Source organism: Pseudomonas sp. FP2300 (assembly GCF_030687595.1).
Lineage (GTDB): Bacteria > Pseudomonadota > Gammaproteobacteria > Pseudomonadales > Pseudomonadaceae > Aquipseudomonas > Aquipseudomonas bijieensis.
Genome location: NZ_CP117440.1, coordinates 2,365,370 through 2,380,522, shown reverse-complemented (window position 1 = coordinate 2,380,522; position 15,153 = coordinate 2,365,370). Strand labels below are relative to the sequence as shown.

Genomic DNA, 15,153 nt, shown 5'->3' with positions numbered 1-15,153 from the left:
TGGCACCACCACCGGCGCAATCTCGGTTGCGCCGGTTTTTTTTGCCCGCCGGTTTTGAGCGTGGGCTGCCGGCCTCATCGCGAGCAGGCTCGCTCCCACAGGGATCTCGGGCGGTTGCAAGATTGGTGTTCACCACAGATCCAGTGTGGGAGCGAGCCTGCTCGCGATGGCGGTAGGTCAGGCGACGATGAGCCTTCAGGTACCCGCGCCGAACCGGTCACGGCTGTTGGTCAGGTGCAACCACATGGCAGCGCGGGCGGCGTCCGGGTCCTGGCGCTTGATTGCGTTGAAGATCGCCTCGTGCTCCAGGTTGGCCAGTTGCGCCAGTTTGCTCAGGTCAGCCTGGCCGCGTTCGGCCACATTCACTCGCGTCCTGGGGATCATCGCACTGCCCAGATGCTGCATGATTTCGACAAAACAGGCGTTGTCCGTGGCTTCGGCGATAAGCAAATGGAAACGCCGGTCGGCTTCGACACAGCTGTCGTTGCTGCTGGACAAGCGCTGATAGTCATCCAGGGCCTGGCGCATCTGCTGCAACTGGCGTTCGCTGCGGCGCTGGGCCGCCAGGGCGACTGCCTGGGTTTCCAGGCCCAGGCGCAGTTCCAGGATGGCCCGCACACCCGCCGCAGTGTCGACATTGAGCCGCAGCCCAGGCTCGCCGGTCTGCGCCAGCACAAAGGTACCGATGCCGTGGCGGGTCTCCACCAGCCCCGAAGCCTGCAATTTGGAAATCGCCTCACGCACCACCGTCCGGCTGACGCCATGGGCCTGCACAATGGCACCTTCCGATGGCAACTTCTCGCCCGGCTTCAACTGCCCCAGCAAGATGCTCTGGCTCAGCTTCGCCACCAGGTCATGGGCCAGGTTATGGGTACGCTTGCGCAGGGGCGCGTCGGTGTCTTGCGGCATCGCCGGGGTTCCTCGAAAACAGGCTGACTGATCGTATCACCAGCGGGCGTGGGAAATCTCATCGTCACGCCTCCAACTTGTATGACAACACTCAAGATCGGTCCTTCTCAGCGCTGATCACCCTTTCAAAAAACTGCTTAGCCCAGGCCAGGCAGACGCTGAATAAAATCAGAAAGACTGGAAAAACCCAGCAAATACGGCATAAAAAAGCCATGCACCCAATCCAATAATGCTGAAAAACCGCTTGTCATCCAAAAAAATCAAGTTGTATGATGTCTATCAACATCGGCACCTGCACGATGCCCCGCATAAAAATAACGAGTGGGAGAAAAACCAGTGAACACATCCAGCCTCAAGGCGAATGCCGGAGCGGATCCGGTACTGCTGTCGGCCATCGCCAAGGTCAAGCGCCACATCCTGCCGCTGTTCGTCATCATGTTTATCGTCAACTACATCGACCGCGTGAACATCGGCTTCGTGCGCGCCCACATGGAGCACGACCTGGGTATCGGTGCCGCGGCCTATGGCTTTGGTGCCGGCCTGTTCTTCATCGGCTACGCGCTGTTCGAAGTCCCGTCCAACATCCTCTTGCAAAGAATCGGCGCGCGCATCTGGCTGACCCGCATCATGCTCACCTGGGGCCTGGTGGCAGCGGGCATGGCCTTCATCCAGAACGAAACCCACTTCTACATCCTGCGTTTCCTGCTGGGCGTGGCCGAAGCCGGTTTCTTCCCCGGGGTGATCTACTACTTCACTCGCTGGTTGCCGGGTGTCGAGCGCGGCAAAGCCATCGCCATCTTCCTCAGCGGTTCGGCCATTGCCTCGCTGATCTCCGGCCCGCTGTCGGGGCTGCTCCTGCAGATCAACGGCCTGGGCATGCACGGCTGGCAGTGGATGTACTTCATCGAAGGGATGTTCTCCGTCTGCCTGTGCGTGTTCGTCTGGTTCTGGCTGGATTCCAAGCCCCATGACGCCAAATGGCTGAGCCGTGAAGAACAAGACGTGCTGGTCAAGACCATCGACGATGAACAACGAGCGCGCGAAGCCGCCTCGCCGATCAAACTGTCCATCGGCAAGTTGCTCAAGGATCGCCAGATCATCCTGTTCTGCCTGATCTACTTCTTCATCCAGCTGACGATCTACGCCGCCACGTTCTGGCTGCCGAGCATCATCAAGAAGATGGGCGACCTGAGCGACATCCAGGTCGGGCTGTTCAACTCGATCCCGTGGTTGCTGTCGATCGTCGGCATGTACGCCTTCGCTTCGCTGTCGGCCAAATGGAAGTTTCAGCAGGCCTGGGTCGCCGCAGCCTTGTTGATCGCCGCCGCCGGCATGTTCATGTCCACCACTGGCGGGCCGATCTTCGCCTTTGTCGCCATCTGTTTCGCGGCCCTGGGCTTCAAGTCGGCGTCGTCGCTGTTCTGGCCGATTCCCCAGGCCTACCTGGACGCCCGGATCGCCGCCGGGGTGATTGCCCTGATCAACTCGGTGGGCAACCTCGGCGGGTTCGTCGCCCCGACCACCTTCGGCCTGCTGGAACAGCACACCGGTTCGATCCAGGGCGGCCTCTATGGCCTAGCAGCCACCTCGATCGTTGCCGCGATCATTGTGTTTGCCGCGCGCAATACGCCTAAACCCAAGTCGGCACCGACGCCGGCCAACCCTGCCGCCAGCCACGTTTGATTACTCGATTCGTTCAAGGATAAGTGCACATGACTCCTCCAGAAGCCAGCAAAGCCCCGATCATCACCAGCATGCAGATCGTGCCCGTGGCCGGCCATGACGGCATGCTGCTGAACCTCAGCGGCGCCCACGGCCCGTTCTTCACCCGCAACATCGTCATCCTCAAGGACAACGCCGGTCACACCGGCGTGGGCGAAGTCCCCGGTGGCGAGCGCATTCGCCAGACCCTCGAAGACGCCCGCTCGCTGGTGGTCGGTAGCCCCATCGGTACGTACCAGAAGATCCTCAACACCGTGCGCCACGCCTTCGCCGACCGCGATGCCGGCGGCCGTGGCCTGCAGACCTTCGACCTGCGCATCACCATCCACGCGGTGACCGGCCTGGAAGCGGCCTTGCTGGACCTGCTCGGCCAGCACCTGGACGTACCGGTCGCCGCCCTGCTCGGCGAAGGCCAGCAACGCGATGAGGTGAAGATGCTCGGCTACCTGTTTTACGTCGGTGATCGCCAGCAGACCGACCTGCCCTATCGCAGCGAACCGGACGCCGACAACGACTGGTTCCGTGTACGCCATGAGAAAGCCCTGGACGCCGCCGCCGTGGTGCGCCTGGCCGAAGCCGCCCACGCTCGCTACGGCTTCCAGGATTTCAAGCTCAAGGGCGGTGTGCTCAACGGCGATGAGGAAATCGAAGCGGTCACCGCACTGGCCGAGCGCTTTCCCCAGGCCCGCATCACCCTGGACCCGAACGGTGCCTGGTCACTCAAGGAAGCGGTCCGTTTGTGTCGCGACCAGCACAAAGTGCTGGCCTACGCCGAAGACCCCTGCGGTGCCGAGAACGGCTATTCCGGTCGCGAGGTCATGGCCGAGTTCCGCCGTGCCACGGGCCTGAAGACCGCCACCAACATGATTGCCACCGACTGGCGCGAGATGGGCCACGCCATCACCTTGCAGTCAGTGGACATTCCCCTGGCCGATCCGCACTTCTGGACCATGCAAGGCTCCGTGCGCGTGGCGCAGATGTGCAATGAATGGGGCCTGACCTGGGGCTCGCACTCCAACAACCATTTCGACATTTCCCTGGCGATGTTCACCCACGTGGCCGCCGCCGCACCGGGCGACATCACCGCCATCGACACCCACTGGATCTGGCAGGACGGCCAGCGGCTGACCAAGGCGCCCTTGCAGATCCAGGACGGCTGCGTGCAGGTGCCGAAAAAACCGGGGCTGGGGATCGAGTTGGACACGGACCAGTTGGCCAAGGCCCATGAGCTGTACAAAGGCATGGGACTAGGGGCGCGGGACGATGCAATGGCGATGCAGTACCTGATTCCGGGCTGGACGTTCAACAACAAGCGGCCGTGTCTCGTCCGCTGAAACAACTCTGCCCCCCTGTGGGAGCGAGCTTGCTCGCGATGGTGGTGGATCAGCCACATTGATGTTGACTGACACGCCGCTATCGCGAGCAAGCTCGCTCCCACACTTGGTCGATGGTGCCCATGAGCTTGGAGTCACCCATGACTCCTTGTGGGAGCGAGCCTGCTCGCGATGACGGCGGCACATCCGACATCACCTTTTCAGGCAGACCGCATCGCGAGCAGGCTCGCTCCCACAGGGGACTGCGTGGCTAGCCCTCCGGCCGCAGGATCAATACCGCCAACGGCGGCAGATTGAGTTCCAGCGACAGCGCCTGGCCATGGCTGGGCACCTCTTCGGTGGAGGCACCGCCGCCGTTGCCGTAGTTGGAACCGGCGTAGGTGTCGGCATCACTGTTGAGCAGTTCCACCCAGCGCCCGGCGAATGGCACGCCGACCCGGTAGGCCTCGCGCGGCACCGGGGTGAAGTTGGCGACCACCAGTACCGGCCGGCCATCCTTGCTCCAGCGCAGCCAGGCATAGACGCTGTTGAGCGCATCGTCGCCAATCAACCACTGGAAGCCTTGGGGCGCATCATCCTGGTCATGCAGCGCCGGCTCTTCGCGATAGAGTCGGTTCAGATCGCTCACCAGCCTCTGCACGCCACGGTGCTCGGGGTATTGCAGCAGGTACCAGTCCAATTGCTGGTCATGGTTCCACTCGCGCCATTGGCCGAACTCACAGCCCATGAACAACAGCTTCTTGCCCGGATGACCCCACATGAAGCTGAGATAGGCCCTCAGGTTGGCAAATTTCTGCCAGCGATCACCGGGCATCTTGTCGATCAGCGAGCGTTTGCCATGGACCACTTCGTCGTGGGAAATCGGCAGGACGAAGCGCTCGGACCAGGCATACACCAGGCCGAAACTCAGTTCGTTATGGTGATGGGCGCGGTACACCGGGTCTTGCTGGATGTAGTGCAGCGAATCGTGCATCCAGCCCATGTTCCATTTGTAGGCAAAACCCAGCCCTCCCTGCTGTGTACTCTGGCTGACGCCCGGCCACGCGGTGGACTCTTCAGCGATGACCAGTGCGCCAGGGGTTTCCAATGCCACCACATCGTTGAGATGGCGCAGGAAATCGATGGCTTCGAGGTTTTCGCGCCCGCCGTGGCGGTTGGGCACCCACTCCCCTGCCTTGCGCGAATAGTCGCGGTACAACATCGAGGCCACGGCATCCACCCGCAGGCCATCGATGTGGAAATGCTTGAGCCAGTGCAGCGCCGACGCCAGCATGAAACCGTGGACTTCGGTGCGGCCCAGGTTGTAGATCAGCGTGTCCCAATCCTGGTGGAAGCCTTCCAGCGGGTTGCCGTATTCGTACAGCGCGGTGCCATCGAACTGGGCCAGGCCGTGGGTGTCAGTGGGGAAATGCGCCGGCACCCAGTCGAGGATGATCCCGATATCGGCCTGGTGGCAGGCGTTGACGAACGCCGCGAAATCGTCCGGCGAGCCAAAGCGTGCCGTCGGCGCGAATTGTGACAGCGGCTGATAGCCCCAGGAGCCACCGAATGGATGCTCCATGATCGGCATCAGCTCGATGTGGGTGAACCCCAGGTCCTTGACGTACGGGATCAGGCGCTCGGCCAGTTCATGCCAGTTGTATTGCCGGGCCACCTCCCCCGCCTCGTCGATTTCGCACTGCCAGGAACCGGCGTGCAATTCGTAGATCGACAGCGGCGCACCCGGGAGCTGGCGCTCGCGACGGTGCTGCATCCACTCATCGTCCTGCCACTCGATCTTCAAGGGCGCGGCGACTTTCGACGCCGTGTCTGGCGGCATCTGCGTGGCCAGGGCCACCGGGTCGGCCTTGAGTGGCAGGATGCCGTGGGCACCGAGGATTTCATATTTGTAGCCTTCGCCCGCACCGAGCCGCGGAATGAACAACTCCCACACGCCGGATGGATAGCGGATGCGCATCGGATGCCGACGCCCGTCCCAGACGTTGAAATCCCCGACCACCGAAACGCGCCGGGCGTTCGGCGCCCAGACCGCGAAGCGCACGCCGTCGACACCATCGACGGTGGTCAGTTGCGCACCGAGGCAGGAACTGAGGTCGCGGTGATTACCCTCGCCAAACAGGTAGAGATCCATCTCCCCCAGCAACGGACCGAAGCTGTAGGGGTCTTCGGCCACCTGCTCGCCGCCGGCCCAACGGGTGCGCAGCAAGTACGCCTGGGCATGATCGAAATGGCCGACGAACAGGCCCGGGGTTTCGGTCTGTTGCAGCTCACCGAGCTCTTCACCGCCGTCACGGGCGAGCACCTGCACGCTCAGCGCACCGGGCAAGTAAGCGCGGATGAATTGCCCGCCGGCACCGTCGCCATGGGGGCCGAGGATGGAAAACGGGTCGTGATGTTCGGCACGCACCAGCGCGTCGATGTCATGGGGGGCCGGCAGCAATGACTCCTTGGCCTGCCCCTGGGGTTCTTTGTTCGAGACACTCATGATTCTCTCCACTAAATCGGTCCGGCTACGTCGGAAAAGGGTTGCAGCCCACTTAACAACCCGACCAGACCATGCAACGGCACGGGCAGCCAGGTGGGGCGATTCTCGGCTTCATAGGCCACTTCATAGGCCGCCTTCTCCAGGCCGAACAACGCCAGCGCGGCGTCTTCGCCTTCAGCATCCTTCCACTCATGGGCAAGACTAGCTGCCGCCAGCCGATATGCCTCGACAAATGCCTGGCGAGCCTCTTTCAAATAACGATCGGCGACCCGTTGCCGCGCCGCATCGGCATCGGCCGTACTGTCGACGGTGTGCAAGTGGATCGCCATGGCCGCCGCATAATCGAAGGAGCGCAGCACGCCACTGACGTCCTTGTACGGGCTGTGCTTGCCCCGTCGTTCATGCAATGGTCGCGCCGGCTCACCTTCGAAGTCGATCAGGTAGGCATCGCCCTTGATCACCAGCACCTGACCCAGGTGCAGGTCGCCATGGACGCGGATGCGCAAGCCGCCGACGGCCTTGCCAGCCAGCTCCTGGACATGGGCCAGGATGGTTTTCTTGTGCTCCAGCAAGCGTGCGACCATGGCCTGGTCCACAGGATTCAATTGGCCCTGGTTCTGCTTGAGCAGGCGCAAGGCATTTTCCACTTGGGCGGCCACATCCTTGCCGATGGCCTGGGTTTCCTTGGCGTTGGTGGTCAGCGGCGCGAAGTCCGGGTTGTCGGTGGCCTGGGCCAGCAACTGGTGCATTTCCCCCAGGCGCTGGCCGAGCATGCCGGCGAAGTCCTTGAGTTCGCCCAGGGCGTTGTAATGTTGCTCCTGCTCGGACACCGCGTCCGCCAGCTCATCGCGCAAAGCGCGCTCGAGGTTATTCTGGGTCCATTCCCAGGCATCGCCCTGATTGCTCAAGTAACCCTGGGCGATCATCAGCAACGAATCCTCACCCTGGGCGTCGCGGCGAACCACCGAGCCCAGCAACGGTGAGATGTTGCCGAAGCCGGCAGCGGTGAGATAGGCGCTCATTTCCAGTTCCGGGTGTACACCTGAAGCGACCTTGCGGATCAGCTTGAGTACCAGGCTGCCCCCCACCACCACCGAACTGTTGGATTGTTCGGCGGACAGGTAGCGAACCTCCGGCTCGGCCCCAAGGTTCAACGCGGTCAAGCCTTCGGTGGGCTCGAACCGCAATTCACCTTCGGTGCATGGCAGTACCGTACCGGCCTGCATGCCTTGCAGCACGGCGCGTATGAAATGCTCCAGGCTGAACGCATCGGTGATCAGACCGACCTGGCGAACCCGACGTACACGGGACAACGCCAATTGTTGCGGCAACGCCGCGCCCACCTGGTCTTCAGGCAGCAGGCCGAACGGCAGTTGATAGCGCAGGGTCTGGCCAGCGCTGGTGACGTCGATTTCGCTGAGCAACACCGGATGCTGCGGATCACCGAAGCGCACGCCATAGACAATCTCCACCTTCTCGATCGCACTGTCCTTGCCGGCGAACCAGCGCCGGTTCTGCAACCAGCTCGGCAGGATGGTTTGCTCCAAGGTGGTGCGCGATGGCGCCTCGAGCAATTCCTCCAGGCGTTTTTTCAGCACCAGGGTGGTGAAGTCCGGCAGGCTCTGGGCCGGTTCCACGTGCCAGCTCGGCATCTGGTTTTCTGCCGCCAGGGCGAACCAATAGAAGCCGTACGGCGCCAGGGTCAGCAGGAAGTTCAACTGACCGATCGGTGGGAAGGCATTACCGCCCAGCATTTCCACCGGGACCATGCCGGCGTAGGCCGACAGGTCCAGTTCGGCGGCCTGGGCGCTGCGGGACACGTTGGCCACGCACAGGATGATTTCGTGCTTGCCGTCGGGGCCGGTGTATTCGCGGGTATAGGCCAGGATCCGGCGATTGCTCGGCGAGAGCATTTTCAATGTGCCACGACCGAAGGCCTTGGACTGTTTGCGCACCGCCAGCATGCGTCGGTTCCAGTTGAGCAGCGAGTGCGGATCGCCGGCCTGGGTCTCGACGTTGACCGACTGGTAGCCATACAGCGGGTCCATGATCGGCGGCAGCACCAGGCTGGCCGGATCGGCGCGGGAGAAACCGCCGTTGCGGTCGATGGACCACTGCATCGGCGTACGCACGCCATCGCGGTCGCCCAGGTAGATGTTGTCGCCCATGCCGATTTCATCGCCGTAGTACAGCGTCGGCGTGCCGGGCATCGACAGCAGCAGGCTGTTGAGCAGCTCTACGCGTCGACGATCGCGCTCCACCAACGGCGCCAAGCGCCGGCGAATGCCCAGGTTGATACGCGCCCGGCGGTCAGCCGCATAATAGTTCCACAGGTAGTCGCGCTCCTTGTCGGTGACCATTTCCAGAGTCAGCTCATCATGGTTGCGCAGGAAAATCGCCCACTGGCAGTTGGCGGGAATCTCTGGAGTCTGGCGCAGGATGTCGGTGATCGGGAAGCGATCTTCCTGGGCCAGCGCCATGTACATGCGTGGCATCAGCGGAAAATGGAAGGCCATGTGGCATTCGTCACCGTTGAGCCCTTGGGCGTCGACATCACCGAAGTACAACTGCGTGTCTTCCGGCCACTGGTTGGCTTCGGCCAGCAACATGCGGTCGGGGTAGTTGGCGTCGATCTCGGCGCGGATCAGCTTCAGGACGTCATGGGTCTCGGGCAGGTTTTCGTTATTGGTGCCGTCGCGCTCGATCAGGTACGGGATGGCGTCCAGGCGCAGGCCGTCGATGCCCATGTCCAGCCAGTAGCGCATCACCGACAACACCGCCTTGATCACTTGCGGGTTGTCGAAATTGAGGTCGGGCTGGTGGGAATAGAAACGGTGCCAGAAGTACTGGCCCGCCACCGGATCCCAGGTCCAGTTGGACTTCTCGGTGTCGAGGAAAATGATCCGCGTGCCGTCGTACTTGTGGTCGTCATCGGACCAGACGTAGAAGTCCCGCGCCTTCGAACCCGGCTTGGCCTTGCGCGCGCGTTGGAACCAGGGGTGTTGGTCCGAGGTGTGGTTGATGACCAGCTCGGTGATCACCCGCAGGTTGCGCTTGTGGGCTTCGGCAATGAAGCGCCGCGCATCGGCCATGGTCCCGTAGTCGGCGCTGACGCCACGGTATTCGGCAATGTCATAACCGTCATCGCGCCGGGGCGAAGGATAGAACGGCAGCAGCCAGATGGTGTTGACGCCCAAGTCGGCAATGTAGTCGAGTTTCTCGATCAGGCCGGGAAAGTCACCGATCCCGTCGTTATTGGAGTCGAAATAGGATTTTACGTGGACCTGGTAAATCACCGCGTCCTTGTACCAGAGCGGGTCTTTGATAAAGGTGGCAGACCGGGGTTTCTTCGCCATTTGCAACTCCTGATGAATTCAATAAAGCCGCGGGATACAGGCTTGTGAGGTCTTTTTGTGGCGAGGGGATTCAGCGAAACCGTACCGCTCTGTGGGAGCAAAGCTTGCTCGCGATACAGGCGCCTCCGTTCCTCAGGAGACCGCGTCATCTTCATCGCGGGCAAGCCTTGCTCCCACAGCCTTACGCCACGCTGATCCGCCAGATCCCGAACGGCTGGTACGCCGGATCAATCCGCATGAACTGGTACTTGCCGTACCAGGTCCAGCGATGTCCGTTCATCAAATCCTCGCCCTGGGTCTGGGCGTCGTCAGGCAGGCCCATCTCCCACAGCGGCAATTCAAAACTGGCTTCCTGGGGGGTGTGCGGATCGAGGCTCACCGCCACCAGGATGAAATTGCTGCCGTCGGGCGTGCGCTTGCCGAAATAGAGAATGTTGTCGTTCCAGGCGTTGTAGATCTTCAGGCCCAAATGCGTGTGCAAGGCCGGGTTCTGCCGGCGAATGCGGTTGAGCTGGGCGATCTCGGCAACGATGTTGCCCGGGGCGGTGAAGTCCCGGGGGCGGATCTCGTACTTCTCTGAATCGAGGTACTCCTCCTTGCCCGGCACCGGTGCCGATTCGCACAGTTCGAAGCCCGAATACATGCCCCACAAACCTGAGCCCATGGTCGCCAGGGCTGCGCGGATCAGAAAACCCGGGCGCCCTGACTCATGGAGAAAGGCCGGGTTGATGTCCGGCGTATTGACGAAAAAGTTCGGCCGGTAGCATTCGCGCCAAGGCGATTCATTGAGTTCGCTGAAGTAGGTCGCCAGCTCGGCCTTGGTGTTACGCCAGGTGAAATAGGTGTAGCTCTGGGAATAACCGACCTTGCCCAGCCGCGCCATCATGGCCGGCGTGGTGAACGCTTCAGCCAGGAAGATCACTTCAGGGTATTGGGTTCGAACATCGGCGATCAGCCATTGCCAGAATGGCAGCGGCTTGGTGTGAGGGTTGTCGACGCGGAATATCTTCACGCCTTCCTTGACCCAACCCACCACGATGTCGCGCAACTCCGTCCACAGGCTGGGAATCGCATCGGCCGCGTAGAAGTCAACGTTGACGATGTCCTGGTATTTCTTCGGCGGGTTTTCGGCGTATTTGATCGTGCCGTCCGGTCGCCAGCTGAACCAGCCCGGATGCTGTTTGAGCCAAGGGTGGTCCTGGGAACACTGGATCGCGAAATCCAGGGCAATCTCCAGGCCGTGATCAGCGGCCGCCGCCACCAGGCGCCGGAAGTCTTCGCGGCTACCCAATTGCGGGTGAATGGCCTCGTGCCCACCCTCCTCGCTGCCAATGGCATATGGGCTGCCCGGGTCGTCGGGACCGGCGGTGAGGGAATTGTTCGGGCCTTTGCGGAAACTGCGACCGATGGGGTGGATCGGCGGGAAGTACAAAACGTCGAAGCCCATGTCCTGGATCACCGCCAGGCGCGAATGCACATCGTTGAAGGTGCCGTGGCGCTGGGGATCGTCAGTGATGGAGCGGGGAAACAGCTCATACCAGCTGGCAAACTCGGACAGCTTGCGCTCCACATCCAACGGGTATTCAGGGCTGATGCTCAAGTACGGGCGATGATCGGCCAGGGACATCAGATCGGCACTGCGCGGTGCCAGAAACAGCTCCACCTGCTCGGTTGGCAGCAAACCGGAGAGCTCGTGGTGCAAGGCCGCCAGTTGCTCGCTCAACTCTCCCGTGCTGCGCTCGACGGCCATTTGCACCTGGTTGCGCCCTTCCTGCAACTCCAGGCTGATCGGCACCCCTGCCCCGAATTTCTTTTCCAGCTCATAGCGAAAGCTGGCGAACTGATCGATCCAGGCCTCGATACAGAACACATAGCGGCCCTGTTCCGGCACATTGAACTGGCCACGCCAGCCGTTGTTACCCAGGTCGCTCATGACTTCGCTGTTCCATACTTCGTCCTGCAGCGCACGCCAGCGGATGCGCACGGCCAGCTTGTCGTGGCCATCGGCGAAGACCTTGCTGGTTACCGTCACATCCTGCCCGACCACGGCCTTGGCGGCGAACTGCCCGCCGTCGATCACCGGCATGGTGTTTTCAATAGCGATACGCGGCAACAGCAAGGCTTGAGACAGCGGCAGATGCGGGTTGTAGGCCAGGTCGGTCGGGTATTCGGCAATCATCGAGCATCGCTCCTTTTACGCCCCATGGACGCGCTTGTGGCGGTAAAGGCCCAACGGGTCCCTGAAAAAAACTCACTTAAACTCCGAACCGAATCAGCGGTTAAAAGTTCAGAGGGATTTGCCCCGATGCATCGCGGGGATCAAAAGCCGATGCAAGGTGGTCAACAACAATAAGCACGACTCAAGCCATGTGCGTCACGGAGACCCGTCCCGATGAATATTCCCATCCCGGCTGAAACACCTGACCCGAACATCGACGACCCCACCTTGCCTCCACCCGGTCCTGATCCAGAACCGATTCCAGAGGAAGATCCTCCGCTGGATCCACAACCCCCCAAGGGCGACCCGCCCAGCGAGACGCCGCCGGAGCGGGTTTGATTGAAGAGTAGTAATAAAGAGACTGGATGACGAAAAACCCTGTGGGAGCGAGCCTGGTCGCGATTCGGTAGCTCAGCCAGAGTCAACGTTGACTGACACTCCGCGTCGAGCAGGCTCGCCCCCACAGGCTGGAGTGTTCAGGCTGATAGGCGGGTCACGGCTTGTCTTGCCTCTCCAGCGCCCGGACGATCACCGGCATCACACTGAAGATCGCCAGCGCCAGTACCGTGCTGAGCACCGCCGTCGCCTCCCGGCCCAGCCCGGCGGCGACGCCGATGGCGGCGGTCATCCACAGGCCGGCAGCGGTGGTCAGGCCTTTTACATGACCTTCGTCGCCATCATTGTTCTTCAGGATCGTGCCCGCGCCGAGAAAACCGATGCCGGCGACAATGCCTTGGATCACCCGGCTCATGGCGTCGGCCTGGGATCCGGACATCTGCGGCACCAGCACGAACAACGCGGCCCCCAGGGCCACGAGCATGTGGGTGCGCACGCCGGCCGCCTTGCCCTTGTGTTCGCGCTCGAACCCCAGGATGCCACCCAGCAATGCGGCCATGACCAGGCGCACCGTGACCCGGGTCATCTGCTGGGCATCGGTGATGTCGGCGAATTCCTCCTGCAGGGTCATCCAGACTTCATGCCACCAGGCTTCCATGGACCGTCCTCTTTTCCATTCGATACATGATGGACCGCAAGCGAAGCCAGAGGTGCGCTCGACCGCTGATCAGGCGCGACGAACCCTGGCTACCGGGCTACGCCTAATGTTCAGGACATAACGAGGAAGTGCTGCCATGCCTATACGTATCGAAAACCAGACCTGCTATTTCAACAGTGCCAGTGGCCCGCAACAGCGCCCCGCCAGCCAGCTGACCATCATCACCGACCCGGACAAGGCCATGTCAGCCGTGAAGATCAATGGCGACCTGGTCTACATCACCGAGGCCGAAGCCGATGCCCTGACCGTGGCCGGCGCGACCGACGGGCGCAAGCACCTGAAGGCCACGGACAGCGGCTCGGCGATCTGAGCCCGTTGACGCCTCTGCGAGGTATTCAATCCGTCGGAGCAAAGCTTGCTCGCGATAAGAACAACACGATACCTCTTGAACCGAGGTGCCTGTATCGCGAGCAAGCTTTGCTCCCACAGATCCTTGGCACAGATGTTGTTCGCTTTCCCTCGGGTGCATCAAAGTGTCGCAGCGCCTGGGTTTCGCAGCATCTGATCCGGTTTTTATCAAAACACCTGAGTCTGTTATGCAAACAGTTCCATGGTCATAGTGCGCCGGCCAGATAGAGGCTGATGAGCGACCGACCATGAGCGATAGAATCCCCGTCCAGTTGATACAGACGTTCGAACCTGCGCCAACGAAGATAAAGGCCAGGACCACCGATAACCTGATCCACACCCGCAGCTTCACCGGTTTGTTTCGTACCTTGCGCATCAGCGGTGCCGGGGTTCTGTTCCTGCTGTTCTTCGGCACGGTGTGGCTGAACTGGGGTGGCCGCCAGGCGGTGCTCTGGGATCTTTCCGAAAGCAAATTCCACATCTTCGGCGCGACTTTCTGGCCCCAGGATTTCATCCTGCTGTCGGCCTTGCTGATCATCGCTGCCTTCGGCCTGTTCGCCGTCACCGTGTTCGCCGGGCGCGTGTGGTGCGGCTACACCTGCCCACAGAGCTCCTGGACCTGGATCTTCATGTGGTGCGAGAAAATCACCGAAGGCGAACGCAACCAGCGGATCAAGCTGCAGGCAGCGCCCTGGGGCCTGAACAAACTCGTACGCCGCAGCGCCAAGCACACGTTGTGGCTGGCCATCAGTCTGCTCACCGGCCTGACGTTCGTTGGCTACTTCACACCGATCCGCCCATTGACCGAAGAACTGCTGACCCTGCAAATCGGCGGCGTGAGCTTGTTCTGGGTACTTTTCTTTACCGCAGCCACCTACCTCAACGCCGGCTGGCTGCGTGAAGCGGTGTGCATGCACATGTGCCCTTATGCACGCTTTCAGAGCGTGATGTTCGACAAGGACACCTTGACCATTTCCTACGACACGGCCCGCGGTGAAATCCGCGGCCCGCGCAAACGCGAAGCAAACCCGGCGAATATCGGCCTGGGCGACTGCATCGACTGCCAGATGTGCGTACAGGTCTGCCCCACCGGCATCGACATCCGCGATGGCCTGCAAATGGAATGCATCGGCTGCGCAGCCTGCATCGATGCCTGCGACTCGATCATGGACAAGATGGGTTATGCCCGTGGCCTGATCAAATACACCTCCGAACACCAGTTGCAAGGCGGCAAGACTCATCTGCTGCGACCTCGGCTGATCGGCTACACCGCCGTGTTGCTGGTGATGATCGGCGCACTGGCCGTGGCGCTGGTGCAGCGGCCCATGGTGTCGCTGGACGTCAGCAAGGACCGTGGCCTGTTCCGCGAGAACAGCGCGGGCCAGATCGAGAACATCTACAGCCTGAAAGTCATCAACAAGACCCAACAGCGCCAGGATTATCACCTGTCCCTGGTGGACGGCGACGGCTTCGTCCTGCAAGGCAAGACGCAATTGAGCCTGGCCCCGGGGGAAATCGTCGATGTGCCGGTGTCGGTAGCGATGCTCAGCGAACGGCCGGGCAAAAGCTCCCAGGAGATGACGTTCAAGATCGCCGACACGGATGAGCCGGGAATCTACAGCCTCGCCAAAAGTCGTTTTGTAGCGCCGATGAATCGCTGAAGCTTTAAGATGCCGGGCACCTGCGGGAGCGGGCTTGTGGGAGCAAAGCTTGCTCGCGAAGAACGA

General features: G+C 61.6%; 10 protein-coding genes. 5 read left to right on the top strand and 5 right to left on the bottom strand.

The window, feature by feature from the left end; all coding sequences use genetic code 11:
- Window positions 1-195: 195 nt before the first annotated feature.
- On the bottom strand, window positions 196-909 hold the full coding sequence (locus tag PSH86_RS10645; protein ID WP_116831964.1) for a FadR/GntR family transcriptional regulator: 714 nt from the start codon (window positions 907-909) through the stop codon (window positions 196-198).
- A gap of 336 nt (window positions 910-1,245) precedes the next feature.
- On the opposite strand from PSH86_RS10645, the gene PSH86_RS10640 reads away from it, so the two are divergent.
- Both PSH86_RS10640 and gudD read left to right on the top strand, forming a co-directional pair.
- Window positions 1,246-2,592, top strand: a complete 1,347-nt coding sequence (locus PSH86_RS10640) for an MFS transporter (RefSeq protein WP_109751742.1) — start codon at window positions 1,246-1,248, stop codon at window positions 2,590-2,592.
- 29 nt (window positions 2,593-2,621) lie between these two features.
- Window positions 2,622-3,965, top strand: a complete 1,344-nt coding sequence (gene gudD, locus PSH86_RS10635; RefSeq protein WP_305489611.1) for a glucarate dehydratase — start codon at window positions 2,622-2,624, stop codon at window positions 3,963-3,965.
- 250 nt (window positions 3,966-4,215) lie between these two features.
- On the opposite strand, the gene glgB is transcribed toward gudD, so the two are convergent.
- The 3 genes from glgB to PSH86_RS10620 all read right to left on the bottom strand — a co-directional run bounded on the left by glgB (window position 4,216) and on the right by PSH86_RS10620 (window position 11,985).
- A complete protein-coding gene (gene glgB / locus PSH86_RS10630) occupies window positions 4,216-6,450 on the bottom strand; it encodes a 1,4-alpha-glucan branching protein GlgB (RefSeq protein ID WP_109751739.1) in 2,235 nt (744 codons plus the stop codon).
- Window positions 6,451-6,461: 11 nt separating this feature from the next.
- Window positions 6,462-9,806, bottom strand: coding sequence for a maltose alpha-D-glucosyltransferase (gene treS / locus PSH86_RS10625; protein WP_163854504.1), 3,345 nt, complete (start codon window positions 9,804-9,806; stop codon window positions 6,462-6,464).
- Between the two features lie 181 nt (window positions 9,807-9,987).
- Window positions 9,988-11,985: an alpha-1,4-glucan--maltose-1-phosphate maltosyltransferase gene (locus tag PSH86_RS10620; RefSeq protein WP_116831963.1), complete on the bottom strand. Its 1,998-nt coding sequence runs from the start codon at window positions 11,983-11,985 to the stop codon at window positions 9,988-9,990.
- Window positions 11,986-12,198: 213 nt separating this feature from the next.
- Here PSH86_RS10620 and PSH86_RS10615 point away from each other — a divergent pair, with 213 nt between their 5' ends.
- Window positions 12,199-12,363, top strand: a complete 165-nt coding sequence (locus PSH86_RS10615) for a hypothetical protein (protein WP_305489608.1) — start codon at window positions 12,199-12,201, stop codon at window positions 12,361-12,363.
- A gap of 154 nt (window positions 12,364-12,517) precedes the next feature.
- Here the strand turns inward: PSH86_RS10615 and PSH86_RS10610 are convergent, their stop codons facing one another.
- Window positions 12,518-13,018 carry an MgtC/SapB family protein gene (locus PSH86_RS10610; protein WP_305489606.1) on the bottom strand — a complete coding sequence of 167 codons (501 nt, stop codon included), beginning with the start codon at window positions 13,016-13,018 and terminating at the stop codon, window positions 12,518-12,520.
- Between the two features lie 136 nt (window positions 13,019-13,154).
- Here PSH86_RS10610 and PSH86_RS10605 point away from each other — a divergent pair, with 136 nt between their 5' ends.
- Together PSH86_RS10605 and ccoG are read left to right on the top strand one after the other, a co-directional pair.
- Window positions 13,155-13,388, top strand: coding sequence for a DUF3203 family protein (locus tag PSH86_RS10605; RefSeq protein ID WP_305489604.1), 234 nt, complete (start codon window positions 13,155-13,157; stop codon window positions 13,386-13,388).
- Between the two features lie 286 nt (window positions 13,389-13,674).
- A complete protein-coding gene (ccoG, locus tag PSH86_RS10600) occupies window positions 13,675-15,087 on the top strand; it encodes a cytochrome c oxidase accessory protein CcoG (RefSeq protein ID WP_109751733.1) in 1,413 nt (470 codons plus the stop codon).
- Window positions 15,088-15,153 lie beyond the last annotated feature (66 nt).

Coding starts and splice junctions, on each gene's coding strand:
- PSH86_RS10645 (WP_116831964.1), bottom strand. CDS start 909: ATGCCGCAAGACACCGACGCGCCCCTGCGCAAGCGTACCCATAACCTG.
- gudD (WP_305489611.1), top strand. CDS start 2,622: ATGACTCCTCCAGAAGCCAGCAAAGCCCCGATCATCACCAGCATGCAG.
- glgB (WP_109751739.1), bottom strand. CDS start 6,450: ATGAGTGTCTCGAACAAAGAACCCCAGGGGCAGGCCAAGGAGTCATTG.
- treS (WP_163854504.1), bottom strand. CDS start 9,806: ATGGCGAAGAAACCCCGGTCTGCCACCTTTATCAAAGACCCGCTCTGG.
- PSH86_RS10620 (WP_116831963.1), bottom strand. CDS start 11,985: ATGATTGCCGAATACCCGACCGACCTGGCCTACAACCCGCATCTGCCG.
- PSH86_RS10615 (WP_305489608.1), top strand. CDS start 12,199: ATGAATATTCCCATCCCGGCTGAAACACCTGACCCGAACATCGACGAC.
- PSH86_RS10610 (WP_305489606.1), bottom strand. CDS start 13,018: ATGGAAGCCTGGTGGCATGAAGTCTGGATGACCCTGCAGGAGGAATTC.
- PSH86_RS10605 (WP_305489604.1), top strand. CDS start 13,155: ATGCCTATACGTATCGAAAACCAGACCTGCTATTTCAACAGTGCCAGT.
- ccoG (WP_109751733.1), top strand. CDS start 13,675: ATGAGCGATAGAATCCCCGTCCAGTTGATACAGACGTTCGAACCTGCG.